Origin of the sequence: Streptomyces sp. NPDC048392, from assembly GCF_043200575.1 — a bacterium.
Classification (GTDB): domain Bacteria; phylum Actinomycetota; class Actinomycetes; order Streptomycetales; family Streptomycetaceae; genus Streptomyces.
The window spans coordinates 34,263-49,765 of sequence record NZ_JBICYB010000026.1 but is presented as its reverse complement, the minus strand read 5'-3'; the positions used below and the strand labels follow the sequence as shown (position 1 = coordinate 49,765).

Below are 15,503 nucleotides of genomic sequence, written 5' to 3'. Positions count from 1 at the left end.
GAACCCCGTGCACCCCCATATCGAGGACTACGCGCTCATCGGCGACCAGCAGACCGCGGCCCTGGTCGGCACGGACGGTTCCGTGGACTGGCTCTGCCTGCCCCGCTTCGACTCGGCCGCCTGCTTCGCCAAACTCCTGGGCGACGAGGACAACGGCCACTGGCGCATCGCCCCCAAGGGCGCCGAACGCTGCACGCGGCGTGCCTACCGGCCGGACACCCTGGTCCTGGACACCGAGTGGGAGACCGCGGACGGTTCGGTCCGGGTCACCGACCTGATGCCCCAGCGCGACCGCGCCCCCGACCTCGTACGCGTGGTGGAGGGCCTCAGCGGCGAGGTCACCGTGCACAGCGTGTTGCGGCTGCGCTTCGACTACGGCTCGATCGTGCCGTGGGTGCGCAGGGCCGACGGGCACCGGGTCGCGGTCGCCGGGCCCGACTCGGCGTGGCTGCGCAGCGAGCCGGAGGTGCGCAGCTGGGGTGAGGACTTCGGTACGCACTCGGAGTTCACGGTCGCGGCAGGGGAGAAGGTCGCGTTCGTGCTGACCTGGCACCCCTCGCACGAGCCCCGCCCGCCGCTGGTGGACCCGTACATGTCGCTGGAGCACAGTGTCGAGGACTGGCGCGAATGGGCGGCGCGGTGCCGCTACGACGGTCCGCACCGGGACGCCGTCGTCCGGTCGCTGATCACGCTGAAGGCGCTGACCTACCGGCCCACCGGAGGCATCGTGGCCGCCCCCAGCACCTCGCTGCCCGAGGAGCCGGGCGGCGTGCGCAACTGGGACTACCGCTTCTGCTGGCTGCGCGACTCGACGCTCACCCTGGGCGCCCTGCTGTCGGCCGGATATCTGGAGGAGGCCGAGGCCTGGCGCGACTGGTTGCTGCGCGCGGTCGCGGGCAGCCCGGCGGACCTGCAGATCATGTACGGCGTCGCGGGCGAGCGCCGGCTGCCCGAGTTCGAGCTGCCGTGGCTGTCCGGCTTCGCCGAGTCCACGCCCGTACGGATCGGCAACGACGCGGTCAACCAGCTCCAGCTGGACGTGTACGGCGAGGTCATGGACTCCCTGTCACTGGCCCGGCTGGCGGGCATGCGTCCCCGGCCGCAGGTGTGGGAGCTGCAGTGCGCCCTGATGGAGTACCTGGCCACGGCGTGGCGGGAGCCCGACGAGGGGCTGTGGGAGGTGCGCGGCGGGCGCCGGCAGTTCGTGCACTCGAAGGTGATGGCCTGGGTGGCCCTGGACCGGGCGGTGCGGACGCGGGAGCACCATCCCGAGCTGCGCGGCGGTGACCTCGACGGGTGGCGGGCACTGCGCGACGAGGTGCACCGCGAGGTGTGCGAGAAGGGGTACGACCCGGTGCGCGAGACCTTCACCCAGTCCTACGGCTCGCGGGAGCTGGACGCCTCGCTGCTGCTCCTTCCGCGCGTGGGCTTCCTGCCGCCCGACGACCCGCGCGTCGTCGGCACGGTCGACGCGATCGGCGCGGAGCTGACGCGGGACGGCCTGGTGCGCCGGTACACCACGGAGGGCGGTACCGTCGACGGGCTGCCGGGCAGCGAGGGGACGTTCCTGGTGTGCTCGTTCTGGTACGCGGACGCTCTGCACGCGACCGGGCGGACCAAGGAGGCCCGGGCGCTGTTCGAGCGGCTGGTGGGGCTCGCCAACGACGTCGGGCTGCTGGCGGAGGAGTACGACCCGGTGGCCGGACGCCAGCTCGGCAACTTCCCGCAGGCCTTCAGTCATGTCGGCCTGGTGAACACGGCCCTCGCCCTGTTCGGGGAGGAGGGGGCAGGATAGGGGCCATGGATCTTGGACTGAAGGACCGGGTGTACGTCGTCACGGGAGCCACCCGGGGCCTGGGCAACGCCGCCGCGCGCGAGCTGGTCGCCGACGGGGCGAAGGTGGTCGTCACGGGGCGGGACGAGAAGAGCGTCACCGACGCCGCGGCCGCGCTGGGCCCGGACGTGGTGGGCGCGGCCGCGGACAACGCCGACCCGGAGGCCGCCGGGCGGCTGATCGCGACCGCCCGTGAGCGCTTCGGCCGCTTCGACGGCGTACTGATCAGTGTGGGCGGGCCGCCGCCGGGGTTCGTCGCCGACAACACGGACGAGCAGTGGCGGACGGCGTTCGAGTCGGTGTTCCTCGGCGCGGTGCGGCTGGCCCGGACGGCGGCGGCCGAGCTGGCGGACGGCGGTGTGATCGGCCTCGTGCTGTCGGGCTCGGTGCACGAGCCGATTCCGGGTCTGACCATCTCCAACGGCCTGCGGCCCGGCCTGGCGGGCTTCGCCAAGTCCCTCGCCGACGAGCTGGGCCCGCGCGGCATCCGCGTCGTCGGCCTGCTGCCGGGCCGCGTCGACACCGACCGGGTGCGCGAGCTGGACGGCCTGTCCGCCGACCCGGAGGCGACCAGGGCGGCCGCCGAGTCCCGCATCCCGCTGCGCCGCTACGGCGCCCCGGAGGAGTTCGGCCGCGCGGCGGCGTTCCTGCTCTCCCCCGCGGCGTCGTACGTCACGGGCGTGATGCTGCCGGTGGACGGCGGCGTGCGGCACGGTTTCTAGAGCCGGTCGGGTGCGGCCCCGGACGGGAGCGTCCGGGGCCCGCCGACCTCCGCGGACGGGACACACGAACCGCAGCACACCAGCGTGCGGGGCGAGCGTACCCGCGCACGAGCGTGCCGCCGGGTGGGAGGGCGCGGGCGGCTCGTGATGGGGCGGCGTCCTCGGGAGGGCTCGGCGTTCGGGTGGCCTCAGCTGACCCGCTCGGCCCCGTGTTTGACGCCCCGGAGCTGGACCTCCGCCGGGAGGGACGCGAGGTTCACCGAGTCGCGGGCGTGGGTCAGGGCACGGGTGGTGAGGTCGTGCAGGGCCGTGCCCGGGTCCACATGGGGGGCCAGGAGCAGCCGGACGCGGGTCGCCGGGGCGTCGTGGCGGCCGGTGAGCCGGACGCTCGCCCGCTCGACCCCGTCCACCCGGTCCGCCTCGCCGGCCAGGACGCCTTCCAGTGCCCTGCCGCGCAGCGAGGCGCCCTCTCCGTCACCGGTGTCGACGAGGACCTCGGTGAGTCTGCGGCGGCGCACCACCGCGACCAGCCACCACAGGGCGAGCAGCAGCAGGACGGCCAGCGCGGCGATGACGACCGGCCACCACCAGCCGGCGTCCCGCCACCGGGTCCGCTCGGCGTTGCTGAGCAGCACGTCGTGCGGCCCCTGGTGGATCCACCAGGAGGGCGCGGGGGCATCGAACCCGACGGCGAGCACCGCGCCGCCGAGGGCGAGCAGGACCAGGCCCACCAGTCCCGTCAGTACACGGTTCACGGTCCTGAGCACCTGCTCACCCCTTCCGTCCGGGCCGCGCCACCCGCAGCGACACGGCGGGTGGCCGCGCCAGTCCGAGACCGCGTACCGCCTCGTCGAGCACACCGTCCAGATCGGCCCGTACGGCGTCCAGCTCCCGGAAGTGCGACAGCGCGCGCACCCGGGCCTTGCTGCGGCGCATCCGCACCCGCGCCGACTGCACCCCGGAAACCTCCATGGCCCGGTCGCGCAGCACCGTGGCGGCGGCGCGCCGGTGCAGCCCGGCGCGTACGTCGGGGTGCGTGCGCCGCATCGGCAGCACCCGGCGCAGGCCGGGGGTGAGGGCCAGTACGAGCAGCCAGAGTCCCAGGGCCGCGGCGACCCCGGCGCCGACCAGCGCCCACGTGTCGTCGACGGGCCGCTCGGCGAGCTGCCGGGCCAGGTCGCGGCGCCAGCCGAGGGCGTCCCGGCCGGCGCGCACGGCGACGACGTCGTAGAGGAAGAACCCCGCGAGGACCAGAAGCAGCAGCGCGACGATGCCGGCGGGGACGCGGCGCGCGGACCAGAAGCGGCCGGCCCGTCCGCCACCGGAGGCGTCGGGCACCTCGGGCACGTCGGGCACGTCCCTGTCAGGGGCGAGGGTCTCGCCCGGCTCCGTGCCGCGGTCCACGACCGGGAGGCGCTGGGTGCTGCCCTCTCCCGTCCCGTGGTCCTGGGGCTCGTTCATCGGGTCCTCCCGTCCCTCGCGCCGTACTCCGCCGCCAGGTGCAGCCGCTCCACCTGGACGGCGACCTCCGGCACCGCCATGCCCACCAACGCACGTACCCGCTGGACGACTCGGTGACGCACCTGGGCGCAGCGGGCGCCGATGTCGCACGGGTAGTCGAGTTCCAGGTGGACCCGGACGCGGGCGGTGTCGTGGTGGACGACGACGGTCGCGTACGGCCGTGCGGCGTCCGGGTGCAGCGGGCCCATCGCCTCGCGTGCCGCCCGGGCGGCGACCTTGGCGACGACGCGGTCGGCGATCCGCGTGGCACCGCGCTCGCCCGGCGCCACGCGGGCCAGGGGTTCGAGGAGCTCACCGGCCCCACCGCTCACGCCAGTCACCGCCGCCGGTCGTCGCGAGTACGGAAGAGGTCACCGAGGTCCATGTCCCCCTCCAGAAAGCGGCCGACGACGAACCCTACGGCCCCCAGGGCCGCCACCAGCAGGAAGGCTCCGAAGCCGCCGAAATACCCGGCGAAACCCAGTGCCATGCCGGCGATCATGCCGACCACGGCCATGTTCATGGGGCACTCCCCTCACTCACCGTTCGGTCCTCTTCCGTCACCGTCCGCCTCACTTGATCCGGGGCTCCGGCTCCTCGTCCTCTTCGTCGGGCAGCTTCACGTCGCTCACCGCGATGTTGACCTCGACGACCTCCAGACCGGTCATCCGCTCCACCGCCGCGACCACGTTCTCCCGCACGTCCCGGGCGACCTCCGAGATCGACACGCCGTACTCGACGACGATCTCCAGGTCGAGGGCGGTCTGCTTCTCACCGACCTCGGCCTTCACCCCGCGCGTCACCTCGGACTTGCTACCGCCGGGCACCCGGTCGCGCACGGCGCCGAAGGTGCGGGACATCCCGCTGCCCATCGCGTGCACACCGGCGACGTCGCGTGCCGCCATTCCGGTGATCTTCTCCACGACGCCGTCGGCGATGGTGGTCCGTCCCCGGGCGCCGGGGTCTCCGCCGCCGCGTCGCATCGTCTGGGCCTTGGCCGTTCCGGGGCTGTCGGTCGTGTCCTCGGCCCGCTGGCTCTCCGTGTCGCTCATCGCCGTACGTCCCTTCCGGTCGTAGTCCTGTCTCCACGTTAGGCCGGGTTGCGCGGCGGCGCGCCACGGATGCGGCAGGCTGGAGGAATGACGACGGCGGACCGGTGGACGCGTGCGGTGCGGGAACGGCTCGGGCTCGGCAGGCTGCTGCCGCTGGGCGGCCCGCGGGACGGGGTGTGGATCGCCGAGCGTGCGGCACGGGAGGTGCTGTCGGCCGCGGCCCGGGGCGTGGCGGGGGTACGCCCCGGCGACCTGCGGGTCGGGCTCGCGGACCCGGACGACGTGCAGGAACCGGCCGTACCGCCTCCGCCGGGCGCGCTGCCGCCCGGTGCGCTGCGGGTGACGGCCGACTTCGCGGCGGTAGCCGGGCACACGGCGGCGGCCGCGGAGCCGCTCCAGGCGACGGCCGCGCGCCTGCGTGCCGCGCTGACGGACGCGGCGACCGGGCGGCTCGGCCTCGCGGTGGCGGAGGTGGACCTGCGGGTGACCGGTCTGCTCGACGTCGACGCCGCCACGGATACGGCTTCCGGCCGGGAGCCGGGGCCGTCGGAGCCGGACGCCGGTCCCGGGCCGGGACCTGCCGATGCCCCCGACGACCGTGACGGCGAGGGGGAGCGCGTCGCCGGGGCCGTGCTGGCGGTGCCGGGCGTGGTCCGGCTGACGGGCGTACTGGGCCGTGCGGTGCAGGTGACGGAGCCGCCACCGCGGGAGCCCGCCCTGCCGCGCCGCCACGTCCGGGTGGAGCTGGCACTGGACGCCGACCACCGGGCCGTTGACGTGGCCCGGCAGGTCCGTACGGCGGCATCGCTGGCCCTGCCGGACCGCCCGTCGGTGGCGGTGGTGGTGACGGCGGTCGGCTGAGGAGCCGCGCCCGGCGCCCCGCGCGGCCCCTTTACTCCCCGAGTCCGGCCAGGTCGCGCAGCCGGCGTCCCTGCGCGGCCCGTTCGGCGGTGCGCTGGGCCTCGTAGTCCCGGTTCCCGGCGCTCAGGAGCAGCGCCTTGGTCTCCACGACCGCGTCGCGCGGTGCGGCCAGGACCGCGGACACCAGGTCGCGCACGGCGGGGTCGAGCTGCTCCGCGGGCACGGCGAGGTTGGCCAGGCCGGTGCTCACGGCCTCCTCGGCCGTGACGAAGCGCCCGGTCGCGCAGATCTCCAGCGCGCGGGCGTATCCGACCAGGGACACCAGGGGATGCGTGCCCGTCAGGTCCGGCACGAGCCCCAGGCCGGTCTCGCGCATGGCGAACTGCACGTCGTCCGCGACGACCCGCAGATCACAGGCGAGGGCCAGCTGGAAGCCCGCCCCGATGGCGTGCCCCTGCACGGCGGCGACCGACACGAGGTCGCTGCGCCGCCACCAGGTGAACGCCTCCTGATACTCGGCTATGGTCGCGTCCAGCTCGGCGTCGCCGCCCCGCGCGAGGTCGATGAACGACGGTTCGCCGTCGAAGCCCTCGGGCGTGAACGCCTGCCGGTCGAGCCCGGCCGAGAAGGACTTGCCCTCGGCCCGCAGCACCACCACCCGGACGGAGCCCGGCAGCAGCCGGCCGGCCTCGGTGAGCGCCCGCCACAGAGCGGGGCTCTGCGCGTTGCGCTTGGCCGGGTTGGTCAGCGTCACCGTGGCGATCGCGTCGTCGACGGTGAGCCGCACGCCGTCCTGGTCGAGTGCGGGACCGGGGTCGTGGGCGGGCGAAGCCATGGGGCGCCTCCGAAAGGTGCGGTCGTCGTCCCCGCCGCGCGCCGACGCGAACGCCGTGCCACGGCAGAGCTATGTGACTGCACAGTAACCACCCGGACGGTCGGACGACCGGCCGGGTGGCCACCATCACTATCGGAGCCGAGGGGCCGCCCGGGGCATCAGGCCGATGTGGCCTTCTTGCCCCGGGTAGCCCCGCCACGCCCACGGAGCGTGACGCCCGACTCGCTGAGCATGCGGTGCACGAAGCCATACGAGCGGCCGGTTTCCTCGGCCAACGCCCGGATGCTCGCACCGGCGTCGTACTTCTTCTTCAGGTCTGCCGCGAGCTTGTCGCGCGCGGCGCCGGTAACCCGGCTGCCCTTCTTCAGAGTCTCGGCCACCCGTGCCTCCTCAAGGGAAGTGCGCTCTGGTCTCCTCATGATCACCCCTCCGGGCCCCGATGGCCACCCATTCGGCAAGGTCGATGAGACAAGGTTGTGACGACAGGAGCGAGTCCCCACATGCGGAATCCTTGATTCCAGAGAATCGGGGCCGTTCGGCCGAACGGGTTTCTCCGCGAAATTCCAGGTCAGAAAGGCGCCGCGGCCGGGCCCCCGGCGAATGGGGACCCGGCCGCGAAATCGATGTAGGACACACCTCTTGATGAGGAGATCTCACACAGATGGTGGATCACGGATCGGCCGAATGATCCATCACCAGTGGATCATCCATTCGATCAAGCGAGGGCGACGAGATCCGCGTAGTCGGCGCCCCACAGGTCCTCGACGCCGTCCGGAAGCAGAATGATCCGTTCCGGCTGGAGCGCCTCGACGGCGCCCTCGTCGTGGGTGACGAGGACGACGGCACCCTTGTAGGTGCGCAGCGCGCCGAGGATCTCCTCGCGGCTGGCGGGGTCGAGGTTGTTGGTGGGCTCGTCGAGCAGCAGCACGTTCGCCGAGGACACCACGAGGGTGGCCAGGGCGAGCCGGGTCTTCTCACCGCCGGACAGGACACCGGCCGGCTTGTCGACGTCGTCGCCGGAGAACAGGAACGAACCCAGCGTCTTCCGGACCTCGACCAGGTCCAGGTCGGGGTTGGCCGAGCGCATGTTCTCCAGGACGGTACGCTCGGGGTCGAGGGTCTCGTGCTCCTGTGCGTAGTAGCCGAGCTTGAGACCGTGGCCCTCGATCACCTGGCCGGTGTCGGGCTTCTCGACGCCGCCGAGGAGGCGCAGCAGCGTGGTCTTGCCGGCGCCGTTGAGGCCGAGGATGACGACCCGGGAGCCCTTGTCGATGGCCAGGTCGACATCGGTGAAGATCTCCAGGGACCCGTACGACTTGGACAGTCCCTCGGCGGTCAGCGGGGTCTTGCCGCAGGGCGCGGGCTCGGGGAAGCGCAGCTTGGCGACCTTGTCCGACTTCCGCTGGGCCTCCAGACCGGCCAGCAGCTTGTCGGCCCGGCGGGCCATGTTCTGCGCGGCGACGGTCTTGGTGGCCTTGGCCCGCATCTTGTCGGCCTGCGAGTGCAGCGCGGACGCCTTCTTCTCCGCGTTCTGCCGCTCGCGCCTGCGGCGCTTCTCGTCGGCCTCGCGCTGCTGCTGGTAGAGCTTCCAGCCCATGTTGTAGACGTCGATCTGGGAACGGTTGGCGTCCAGGTAGAACACCTTGTTGACGACCGTCTCGACCAGGTCGACGTCGTGGGAGATCACGATGAAGCCGCCGCGGTAGCTCTTCAGGTAGTCGCGCAGCCAGACGATCGAGTCGGCGTCGAGGTGGTTGGTCGGCTCGTCGAGCAGCAGGGTGTCCGCGTCCGAGAACAGGATCCGGGCCAGCTCGATACGGCGGCGCTGACCGCCGGAGAGCGTGTGCAGGGGCTGGCCGAGCACCCGGTCGGGCAGGTTCAGCGCGGCGGCGATGGTCGCGGCCTCGGCCTCGGCGGCGTACCCGCCCTTGGTGAGGAACTCGGTCTCCTGGCGCTCGTACTGCCTGAGCGCCTTCTCCCGGGTGGCGCCCTGGCCGTTGGCGATGCGCTGTTCGTTGTCGCGCATCTTGCGGATCAGGGTGTCCAGGCCGCGCGCCGACAGGACGCGGTCACGGGCGAGCACGTCGAGGTCGCCGGTGCGCGGGTCCTGCGGGAGGTAGCCGACCTCGCCGGAGCGGGTGACGGCACCGGCGGCGGGCTGGCCCTCGCCGGCGAGGACCTTGGTGAGGGTGGTCTTGCCGGCGCCGTTGCGGCCGACCAGGCCGATGCGGTCGCCCTTGGCCACGCGGAAGGTGGCGCTTTCGATGAGGACGCGGGCACCGGCGCGCAGCTCGATGCCGGAGGCGGAGATCACGGTCAGACTCCTGGGCGGGTGGGTGACGGGATGGACGGCTGGGGAGGTTCCCGCCGTCTAATGCACGAGGAGAATGGCCATGGGGGCCAGTCTAACGGGGTAGTGCAACCGCTTTTTCCCCGGTTCCGGTATCCGCGGCCCCGCGTTCGGGGGCTCCCGTGTTCGACGACGCGGATCGCGAGCGTTGTCAGTGGCCGGTGCAAGACTGGACGAACGAGTTCAAAGCGACTTATGGACCACCGGTTCACAAGGGAGTGATCGGCATGGCAGGCGACGAGGGCGGGCGTCCGGACATCTGTCCGACGCTGTTGTACGCGGACGCCAAGGCGGCGGTCCGGCAGCTCACCGAAGCCTTCGGCTTCACCGCGCTCGCGGTGTACGAGGGCGAGGACGGCTCGGTGGCCCACGCCGAGCTGGCCCAGGGCAACGGCGCGGTCATGCTCGGCTCGAAGGGCACGGGCAGCCGCTTCGACGAGGCGATGAAGAAGGCCGGGCCCGCGGGGGTGTACGTCGTGGTGGCGGACGTCGACGCCCATCACCGGCGGGCCGTGGAGCACGGCGCGGAGATCCTGATGCCCCCGACCGACCAGGACTACGGCTCCCGGGACTACATGGCCCGCGATCTGGAGGGCAACATCTGGAGCTTCGGGACGTACGCGCCGGAGGTACCCGGGTAGCCCCCGGCGGTCCGTCCTGCGGGGACCGGGTCAGCTGCCCCCGGTGTGGACCTGGAAGGCCGCCCGGCGTACGGCCTTGGCCAGGGCCGGGTCGGGATGCGCCGCGGCGAGGGCGACCAGGACCTGCACGGTGCGGGGGTGGCCCACCGCCCGGACCTCGTCGAGCAGGGCCGGGACGGTGGCCTGCACCGCCGACTCCAGGTGCCGCACGAGCAGCGGTGCCTCCCCGTGGTCGGCGACGGCGGCCGCGGTGTCGACCCACAGCCAGGTGGCCTCCCGGCGGGTGAGGACCTCGTGGGCGTCCTCGGGGTCGGCGCCGTCGTGCTCGGCCAGCCACAGCAGGGCGTACGGCCGCAGCGTCGGCTCGTCGAGGACGGCACGGACGTCGGGCTCGGCGGGGGCGCCGACGACGCGCAGCGCGTCGAAGGCGAGGCCGCGCAGCAGGGCGTCCTCGCCGCGGGCGGCGCCGAGCAGTTCGGCGACGGCACTGCCGACGGGGCGGGCGGCGAGCCAGGCGCGGTACTCGGCGCGGGCGGCGTTGGGGCGCAGCTGGGCGCAGCCGCGGAGCATGCCCTCGGCCGACTGCTCGATGTTGCCGGCGGGGCTCTGCGCGGCCACGCAGATCTGCTCCAGCTTGATCCAGACCGCCCAGCTGCCGAGCGGGGTGAGTGTCGCGTGTCCGTCGCCGCAGGTGAGGGCGCCGACGGAGGCGAGGGCGGCCAGGGCCCAGTCGAGGAGGGGGGCGAGCGGCGTGTCGGCGGTGGTGTCCTGGTCCGGCCGGGCCCGCGGGGTGCCGGGCTCGAGCCGGGGTCCGTAGGGCACCTCGCAGCGCTCCGTGCGCAGTTCGGTGACGCGCTGCTCCAGCAGGTCCAGGAGCTGCGCCACGGGGACGGGCCCCGCGGACAGCTGGAGGAAGGAGAGCACCTGGGGCATGGCGGAGACGACCTCGGCGACGACCGCGGGCTCCTCCGCGGGCTCGGGGCGGGCGAGCGACCAGGCGTCGAAGAGGGCGACCCAGCCGCGCAGCACGGCGCTGTCGTCGCGGTTCCAGGCGCGCAGCCGCCAGCCGGGGCGGGCGGTGCCGCCATGCACCTCGACGAGTCCGGCCAGGCGGGCGGTGTCCCAGTCGGCGCGGACCTTGGCCGCGGACAGGCCCAGTTCGCGGGCCGCGTGGTCGGCGGTCGCGTCGGACAGCGTGGCCTTGCCGTCGGCGGTCGCGCTGCCACGGCCGGGGCCGAGGGCGGAATCGGCCCAGCGGGCGACACGGGCCGCGTCGGCCAGACCGGAGCGCGCCATTCCGGCCAGCTCCGACCGGGCCGGTGTGCCCTCGGGAGGGCGCGGCGCGGGGCGGCGCGGGGGCCGCTGATTCATCGCTTGGGGGGCGGCGGCCAGGGGTCGTGGGCGGACGAGTCGAAGCCTGGAGTCGCGCGGGATACGGGACGTCACGGGTGCAGTCTTCCGGTTGACGGTCCGAAAACCCAAACGGAATGCCCCGGCGGCCCCCGGGGACGGCCGTCGCGGCGCCGGGCACGGTGTCCGGGGGCGGAACCGGCCAGTGGTACGGCGCTGAACGGAACCGGAGTGACGCGCGCTGGACCGGGGGGCGGGGCGGGGCCGTGCCGACGGGGTCGCACCAAGCGGGCCGCCCCAGGGGGGACACCAGGGGGGTCACACCAGGGGGGTCATGAAGCGGCGGAGGCTCTCCTCGTAGTCCCCGGGGTCGGCGTTCCACATGGCGCCGTGCGGGGCGTCCCGGACGGTGTGGAGGGCGACCAGGCGCGGGTGGGTGTCGGCGAGGCGGCGGGACAGGCGCCAGGGGGCCACCGCGTCGCCGGGGCCGTGGAAGATCAGGGTGGGGACCCCCGGGCGGTGCAGGCCGGCCGTGCCGGCGTCCCGGTCGGGGTGCAGCCCGGCGCGGCCCTGCGCGGCACGGACGGCGAGCGGCAGGAGCGCGCCGGGGGTGTGGCGGGCGGCGGCCAGGGCGCGCAGCGTGGTCTCCCAGCTGAGCACCGGGGAGTCCAGGACGAGCCCCGCGATGCTGTCGCGTACGCCGGAGAGCGCGGCGGTGCGCAGGGCCATGGTGGCGCCGGTGGACCAGCCGAGCAGGACGACCTGGCGGGCGCCGTGGTCGAGGGCGTAGCGGACGGCCGCGTCCACGTCGCGCCATTCGGCCTCGCCGAAGTGGTGCAGGCCGTCGGGCGAGGGCGGTGCGCCGACGTCGCCGCGGTAGGCGAGGGCGAGTACGGGAATGTTCCGGTCGTGCAGGGGGGCGACCACGTTCAGGGCGTGTTCGCGGGTGGCGGCCAGGCCGTGCACGGCGACGATCCAGGTCGAGCGGGCCCCGGGCAGGAACCAGGCCGGGAGCGGGCCGAGTTCGCCGGGGACCTCGACGTCGGCGTACTCGAGGCCGAGGGCGGTGCCCGGGTTTCCGACGTACAGGTTCGGGGTGAACCAGGCCCGGTCACCGGCCTCGAAGGTGCCGTGCGTGACGCGTTCGAGGCGGCGTACGACGGTGTCGGCACCGTGCTCGGCGGTGTCGAGGACCGGGCCGACGACCGCGTGGGAGCCGTCGCCGGCCAGCCCGTACCGGCCGGGGCGCAGAGCGGCCAGATCCCTGGTGAGGGTGATCTGCCCGGCGGCGGTGCCGTGCACGGTGAGCCGGGGCTCGGTCGGCAGGGGTCTGCCGGGGGCCGCCTTGAGCGCGGCGTCGCTGGCCAGCCGGCCGGCGGCGAGGCTGGCCGCGCCGGCCGCCAGAGCTGCGGTGACGGCGGCTGCCGTTGCGGTGACAGTGCGCATGGAGCCAGTCTCCTGGTGGAGTCCTCGGGCGGCCAGTGGGCGGGGGACGGCGGGTGACGAAGTCCTCGTGTTCCGTAGCCGGTACCCCCGAACCCGCCGGGCACGCACCCTCGCGTCAGCCCCGCTGCCCGTACCCGCGCAGCCGTTCGGTCACCTCCGCCAGCTGGGCCTCCGTCAGCAGTGACGGCGACCGGCCCGGCACGGAGGAGGCCGTCAGCCAGAGGCGGCACATCCACTCCAGCTGGGCGGTGCGGTCGTAGGCCTGGTCGAGGGAGGTGCCGTAGGTGATCGTGCCGTGGTTCCGCAGCAGGCAGCCGGTGCGGCCGGCGAGGGCGTCGAGCATGCCGCGGGCGAGCTCGTCGGTGCCGTAGGCCGCGTACGGGGCGACCCGGACCGGGCCGCCGAGCGCGGCGGCCATGTAGTGGACCAGCGGAAGCTCGGGGACGAGCAGCGAGACCGCCGTGGCGTGCACGGCGTGGGTGTGGACGACGGCCCGCGCGGCGGGATCGGCGCGGTACACGGCCAGGTGCATGGGCAGTTCGCTGGTGGGGACCAGGGTGCCGAGCACCTGCCGTCCGTCGAGGCCGACACCGGTCACGTCGCCCGGCGTGAGCCGGTCGTAGGACACGCCCGACGGAGTGACCAGGACCGTGTCGCCGACGCGCACCGAGACGTTGCCGGAGGTGCCGACCACCAGCCCGTCCGCCACCGTCCGCCGGGCCGTCGCGACGAGTTCCTCCCAGGCCGCCGCCCTGGCTCGTCGTCCGGTCGCGTCCGCCTCCGTGGCCCGCGAATGCGTCACAGTCACCGTCTCCTCCCGGGCACCCGCGCGCCCCTCACGGGCCGTCGCCGGACGGCCTCGCGGTGATCCTGCCAGGGACGTCTCCGGAGAGCACCGGAGCGGGCACGCAGAGGGAGGCGGCGACACCGTTTCCGGTCACCGTGACGCCCGGCTCAGTTCATCTTCCGTTCACTCTGGTTACCTAGGTTCGTCGCGCCAACGACCTCGAACGATTGCCTGGGTAAATGGAAAGCTTCTCGCTGATCCTCGCGATTGTGGTCGTCACCGCACTCGCGTTTGATTTCACGAACGGTTTCCACGACACCGCGAACGCGATGGCGACGACCATTTCGACCGGTGCGCTCAAGCCCAAGGTGGCGGTGGGCATGTCCGCCGTCCTCAACCTTGTCGGCGCCTTCCTCTCGGTGGAGGTCGCCAACACGATCTCCAAGGGTCTCGTCGACGAGACCGGCATCCGTCCCGAGGTCATCTTCGCCGCCCTGGTCGGCGCGATCCTCTGGAACCTGCTGACCTGGCTGGTCGGGCTCCCCTCCAGTTCCTCGCACGCCCTCATGGGCGGCCTGATCGGCGCCGCCGTCGCCTCGGCGGGCCTCGGCGCCGTCGACGGCGACGTGCTCGTCACCAAGGTGCTCCTGCCGGCGATCGCCGCGCCGATCGTGGCGGGCCTCGCGGCGATGCTCGCGTCCCGGATGACGTACTCGCTGGGTCGCAAGGCCGACGGCAGGGCCGCCGCGAAGGGCTACCGGGCCGGCCAGATCGCCTCGGCCGGTCTGGTCTCGCTGGCCCACGGCACCAACGACGCCCAGAAGACGATGGGCATCATCACCCTCGCCCTGATCGCCGGCGGCTCGCTCGCCCCCGACTCCGACCCGCCGGTGTGGGTCATCCTGTCCGCGGGTCTGGCCATCGCGCTCGGCACCTACCTGGGCGGCTGGCGCATCATCCGCACCATGGGCACGGGCCTGACCGACCTCCGGCCGCAGCAGGGTTTCGCCGCCCAGACCAGCGCCGCCACGGTCATCCTGGCCTCCTCCCACCTGGGCTTCTCCCTCTCCACCACGCACTCGGTCTCCGGTGCGGTGATGGGCGCGGGCCTCGGCCGCAAGGGCGGCGTGGTGCACTGGTCCACGGCCACCCGGATGTTCGTCGCCTGGGGCCTGACGCTGCCGGCCGCGGCCCTGGCCGCCGCGCTCGCCGAGTGGGTCTGCGGCTTCGGAGACTGGGGCACGGCCCTCGTCGCGGTCTTCCTGATCGGGTCCAGCCTCGCGATCTGGCGGCTCTCCCGCCGCCAGGTCGTCGACCACACCAACGTCGTCGGCGCCGAGACGCCCGAGCGGTCCGAGCCGGCCGGTGTGGTCACCACGGCGATGGCCGCCGTGTCGCCGCCCCCGGCGGGCGTGACCGAGAATCTGGCGGCCGCCGTCGCGGCCCCGGCCGCCACTCCCGAGCCCAAGGCCCCGTCGGCCGCCACCACCGTCTGAACCCGCGCCGCGGGTACGAAGGAAGCGAACCTCCATGAGCATCGACTGGGCAGCCCTCGGCTCCGTCTTCGGCGTCAGCCTCGTGGCCACGGTGACCCTGGTGGGCCTGTTCACCCTCGGCATCGTCGGCCTCTCCCGCCAGGAGCGGGCCGCCGCCCGGGGCGGCTCCGCGGCCCTCGCGGTCACCGGCGCCTACGCGTGCTTCGCGGCCTGCGCGGCGGCGGTGGCGTACGGGATCTATCTGATCGTCGCCTGACGCACCGCTCGGCGCCCACGGCGCCGCGCACGCACCGGGGCGGGGCGCGGACGGACTCGAACCGTTCCGCGCCCCGCCTCTTCGCGTGCCGGCGCACACCTCCGGGGTGTGGGGCTTCGCACACTCCCCCGTCGCAGGTCAACGCCAGGTTGACGGGTGTTCGCGGGCCGTGGTGGACTTCCGGGGCCAGCTACGGCGGCAGGAGAGGAAGCCCGGTGCGAATCCGGCGCGGTCCCGCCACTGTGACCGGGGAACAGGACCCCCCGGGAGCCAGGAACTCTCACCGCCGGACTCTTCGAACCAGGGCGTGGACACCCTGAGTGAGGACATGACGCGATGCCCGGCTGCCGCCCGTTGTTCCGTACCAGGTGCT

At 73.8% G+C, this 15,503-nt stretch carries 17 protein-coding genes and 1 riboswitch; of the genes, 6 read left to right on the top strand and 11 right to left on the bottom strand.

Annotation, left to right across the window (positions count from 1 at the left end):
- Positions 1-7 precede the first annotated feature (7 nt).
- Together ACGFYH_RS27590 and ACGFYH_RS27585 are read left to right on the top strand one after the other, a co-directional pair.
- Positions 8-1,795, top strand: a complete 1,788-nt coding sequence (locus ACGFYH_RS27590; RefSeq protein ID WP_393805874.1) for a glycoside hydrolase family 15 protein — start codon at positions 8-10, stop codon at positions 1,793-1,795.
- 5 nt (positions 1,796-1,800) lie between these two features.
- Entirely contained in the window at positions 1,801-2,556 is a 756-nt protein-coding gene (locus ACGFYH_RS27585) for an SDR family oxidoreductase (protein ID WP_393805873.1), read from the top strand.
- Between the two features lie 188 nt (positions 2,557-2,744).
- On the opposite strand, the gene amaP is transcribed toward ACGFYH_RS27585, so the two are convergent.
- The 5 genes from amaP to ACGFYH_RS27560 are packed head-to-tail and all read right to left on the bottom strand — an operon-like array spanning position 2,745 to position 5,108.
- Positions 2,745-3,323, bottom strand: a complete 579-nt coding sequence (gene amaP, locus ACGFYH_RS27580; protein WP_393805872.1) for an alkaline shock response membrane anchor protein AmaP — start codon at positions 3,321-3,323, stop codon at positions 2,745-2,747.
- 4 nt (positions 3,324-3,327) lie between these two features.
- Positions 3,328-4,017, bottom strand: coding sequence for a DUF6286 domain-containing protein (locus tag ACGFYH_RS27575; protein WP_393805871.1), 690 nt, complete (start codon positions 4,015-4,017; stop codon positions 3,328-3,330).
- Positions 4,014-4,397: a hypothetical protein gene (locus ACGFYH_RS27570; RefSeq protein ID WP_393805870.1), complete on the bottom strand. Its 384-nt coding sequence runs from the start codon at positions 4,395-4,397 to the stop codon at positions 4,014-4,016. The genes ACGFYH_RS27575 and ACGFYH_RS27570 overlap by 4 nt, the downstream gene beginning before the upstream one ends.
- The gene (locus ACGFYH_RS27565) at positions 4,394-4,579 is read right to left on the bottom strand and encodes a hypothetical protein (protein ID WP_393805869.1); all 186 of its coding nucleotides are present in this window, start codon (positions 4,577-4,579) and stop codon (positions 4,394-4,396) included. The genes ACGFYH_RS27570 and ACGFYH_RS27565 overlap by 4 nt, the downstream gene beginning before the upstream one ends.
- Positions 4,580-4,628: 49 nt before the next feature.
- Positions 4,629-5,108: an Asp23/Gls24 family envelope stress response protein gene (locus ACGFYH_RS27560; protein ID WP_393805868.1), complete on the bottom strand. Its 480-nt coding sequence runs from the start codon at positions 5,106-5,108 to the stop codon at positions 4,629-4,631.
- A gap of 87 nt (positions 5,109-5,195) precedes the next feature.
- Here ACGFYH_RS27560 and ACGFYH_RS27555 point away from each other — a divergent pair, with 87 nt between their 5' ends.
- A complete protein-coding gene (locus ACGFYH_RS27555; RefSeq protein WP_393805867.1) occupies positions 5,196-5,969 on the top strand; it encodes a nucleopolyhedrovirus P10 family protein in 774 nt (257 codons plus the stop codon).
- Positions 5,970-6,000: 31 nt separating this feature from the next.
- Here the strand turns inward: ACGFYH_RS27555 and ACGFYH_RS27550 are convergent, their stop codons facing one another.
- From ACGFYH_RS27550 to ACGFYH_RS27540, 3 genes are all read right to left on the bottom strand, one after another.
- A complete protein-coding gene (locus tag ACGFYH_RS27550; RefSeq protein ID WP_393805866.1) occupies positions 6,001-6,804 on the bottom strand; it encodes an enoyl-CoA hydratase/isomerase family protein in 804 nt (267 codons plus the stop codon).
- Positions 6,805-6,962: 158 nt separating this feature from the next.
- Complete coding sequence (locus tag ACGFYH_RS27545; protein ID WP_003976983.1) at positions 6,963-7,184, bottom strand: helix-turn-helix domain-containing protein; 222 nt, start codon at positions 7,182-7,184, stop codon at positions 6,963-6,965.
- 335 nt (positions 7,185-7,519) lie between these two features.
- A complete protein-coding gene (locus tag ACGFYH_RS27540) occupies positions 7,520-9,118 on the bottom strand; it encodes an ABC-F family ATP-binding cassette domain-containing protein (RefSeq protein WP_393805865.1) in 1,599 nt (532 codons plus the stop codon).
- A 263-nt stretch (positions 9,119-9,381) separates the two neighbouring features.
- On the opposite strand from ACGFYH_RS27540, the gene ACGFYH_RS27535 reads away from it, so the two are divergent.
- Entirely contained in the window at positions 9,382-9,795 is a 414-nt protein-coding gene (locus ACGFYH_RS27535) for a VOC family protein (protein ID WP_393805864.1), read from the top strand.
- A 30-nt stretch (positions 9,796-9,825) separates the two neighbouring features.
- On the opposite strand, the gene ACGFYH_RS27530 is transcribed toward ACGFYH_RS27535, so the two are convergent.
- The 3 genes from ACGFYH_RS27530 to ACGFYH_RS27520 form a co-directional block, all read right to left on the bottom strand.
- Positions 9,826-11,241 (bottom strand): hypothetical protein, encoded by a 1,416-nt coding sequence (locus tag ACGFYH_RS27530; protein WP_393805863.1) that lies wholly within the window; start codon positions 11,239-11,241, stop codon positions 9,826-9,828.
- A gap of 222 nt (positions 11,242-11,463) precedes the next feature.
- Positions 11,464-12,591 (bottom strand): alpha/beta hydrolase family protein, encoded by a 1,128-nt coding sequence (locus ACGFYH_RS27525; RefSeq protein WP_393805862.1) that lies wholly within the window; start codon positions 12,589-12,591, stop codon positions 11,464-11,466.
- A 115-nt stretch (positions 12,592-12,706) separates the two neighbouring features.
- Positions 12,707-13,393: a class II aldolase/adducin family protein gene (locus ACGFYH_RS27520; RefSeq protein ID WP_393805861.1), complete on the bottom strand. Its 687-nt coding sequence runs from the start codon at positions 13,391-13,393 to the stop codon at positions 12,707-12,709.
- Between the two features lie 224 nt (positions 13,394-13,617).
- Here ACGFYH_RS27520 and ACGFYH_RS27515 point away from each other — a divergent pair, with 224 nt between their 5' ends.
- Positions 13,618-14,874 carry an anion permease gene (locus tag ACGFYH_RS27515; RefSeq protein ID WP_393805860.1) on the top strand — a complete coding sequence of 419 codons (1,257 nt, stop codon included), beginning with the start codon at positions 13,618-13,620 and terminating at the stop codon, positions 14,872-14,874.
- A gap of 34 nt (positions 14,875-14,908) precedes the next feature.
- Positions 14,909-15,130, top strand: a complete 222-nt coding sequence (locus ACGFYH_RS27510; RefSeq protein WP_393805859.1) for a hypothetical protein — start codon at positions 14,909-14,911, stop codon at positions 15,128-15,130.
- A gap of 203 nt (positions 15,131-15,333) precedes the next feature.
- A riboswitch (cobalamin riboswitch) is annotated at positions 15,334-15,410 on the top strand.
- The last annotated feature ends 93 nt before the right edge of the window (positions 15,411-15,503 follow it).

Coding starts and splice junctions, on each gene's coding strand:
- ACGFYH_RS27515 (WP_393805860.1), top strand. CDS start 13,618: ATGGAAAGCTTCTCGCTGATCCTCGCGATTGTGGTCGTCACCGCACTC.
- ACGFYH_RS27575 (WP_393805871.1), bottom strand. CDS start 4,017: ATGAACGAGCCCCAGGACCACGGGACGGGAGAGGGCAGCACCCAGCGC.
- ACGFYH_RS27555 (WP_393805867.1), top strand. CDS start 5,196: ATGACGACGGCGGACCGGTGGACGCGTGCGGTGCGGGAACGGCTCGGG.
- ACGFYH_RS27510 (WP_393805859.1), top strand. CDS start 14,909: ATGAGCATCGACTGGGCAGCCCTCGGCTCCGTCTTCGGCGTCAGCCTC.
- ACGFYH_RS27525 (WP_393805862.1), bottom strand. CDS start 12,591: ATGCGCACTGTCACCGCAACGGCAGCCGCCGTCACCGCAGCTCTGGCG.
- ACGFYH_RS27565 (WP_393805869.1), bottom strand. CDS start 4,579: ATGAACATGGCCGTGGTCGGCATGATCGCCGGCATGGCACTGGGTTTC.
- ACGFYH_RS27550 (WP_393805866.1), bottom strand. CDS start 6,804: ATGGCTTCGCCCGCCCACGACCCCGGTCCCGCACTCGACCAGGACGGC.
- ACGFYH_RS27560 (WP_393805868.1), bottom strand. CDS start 5,108: ATGAGCGACACGGAGAGCCAGCGGGCCGAGGACACGACCGACAGCCCC.
- ACGFYH_RS27585 (WP_393805873.1), top strand. CDS start 1,801: ATGGATCTTGGACTGAAGGACCGGGTGTACGTCGTCACGGGAGCCACC.
- ACGFYH_RS27535 (WP_393805864.1), top strand. CDS start 9,382: ATGGCAGGCGACGAGGGCGGGCGTCCGGACATCTGTCCGACGCTGTTG.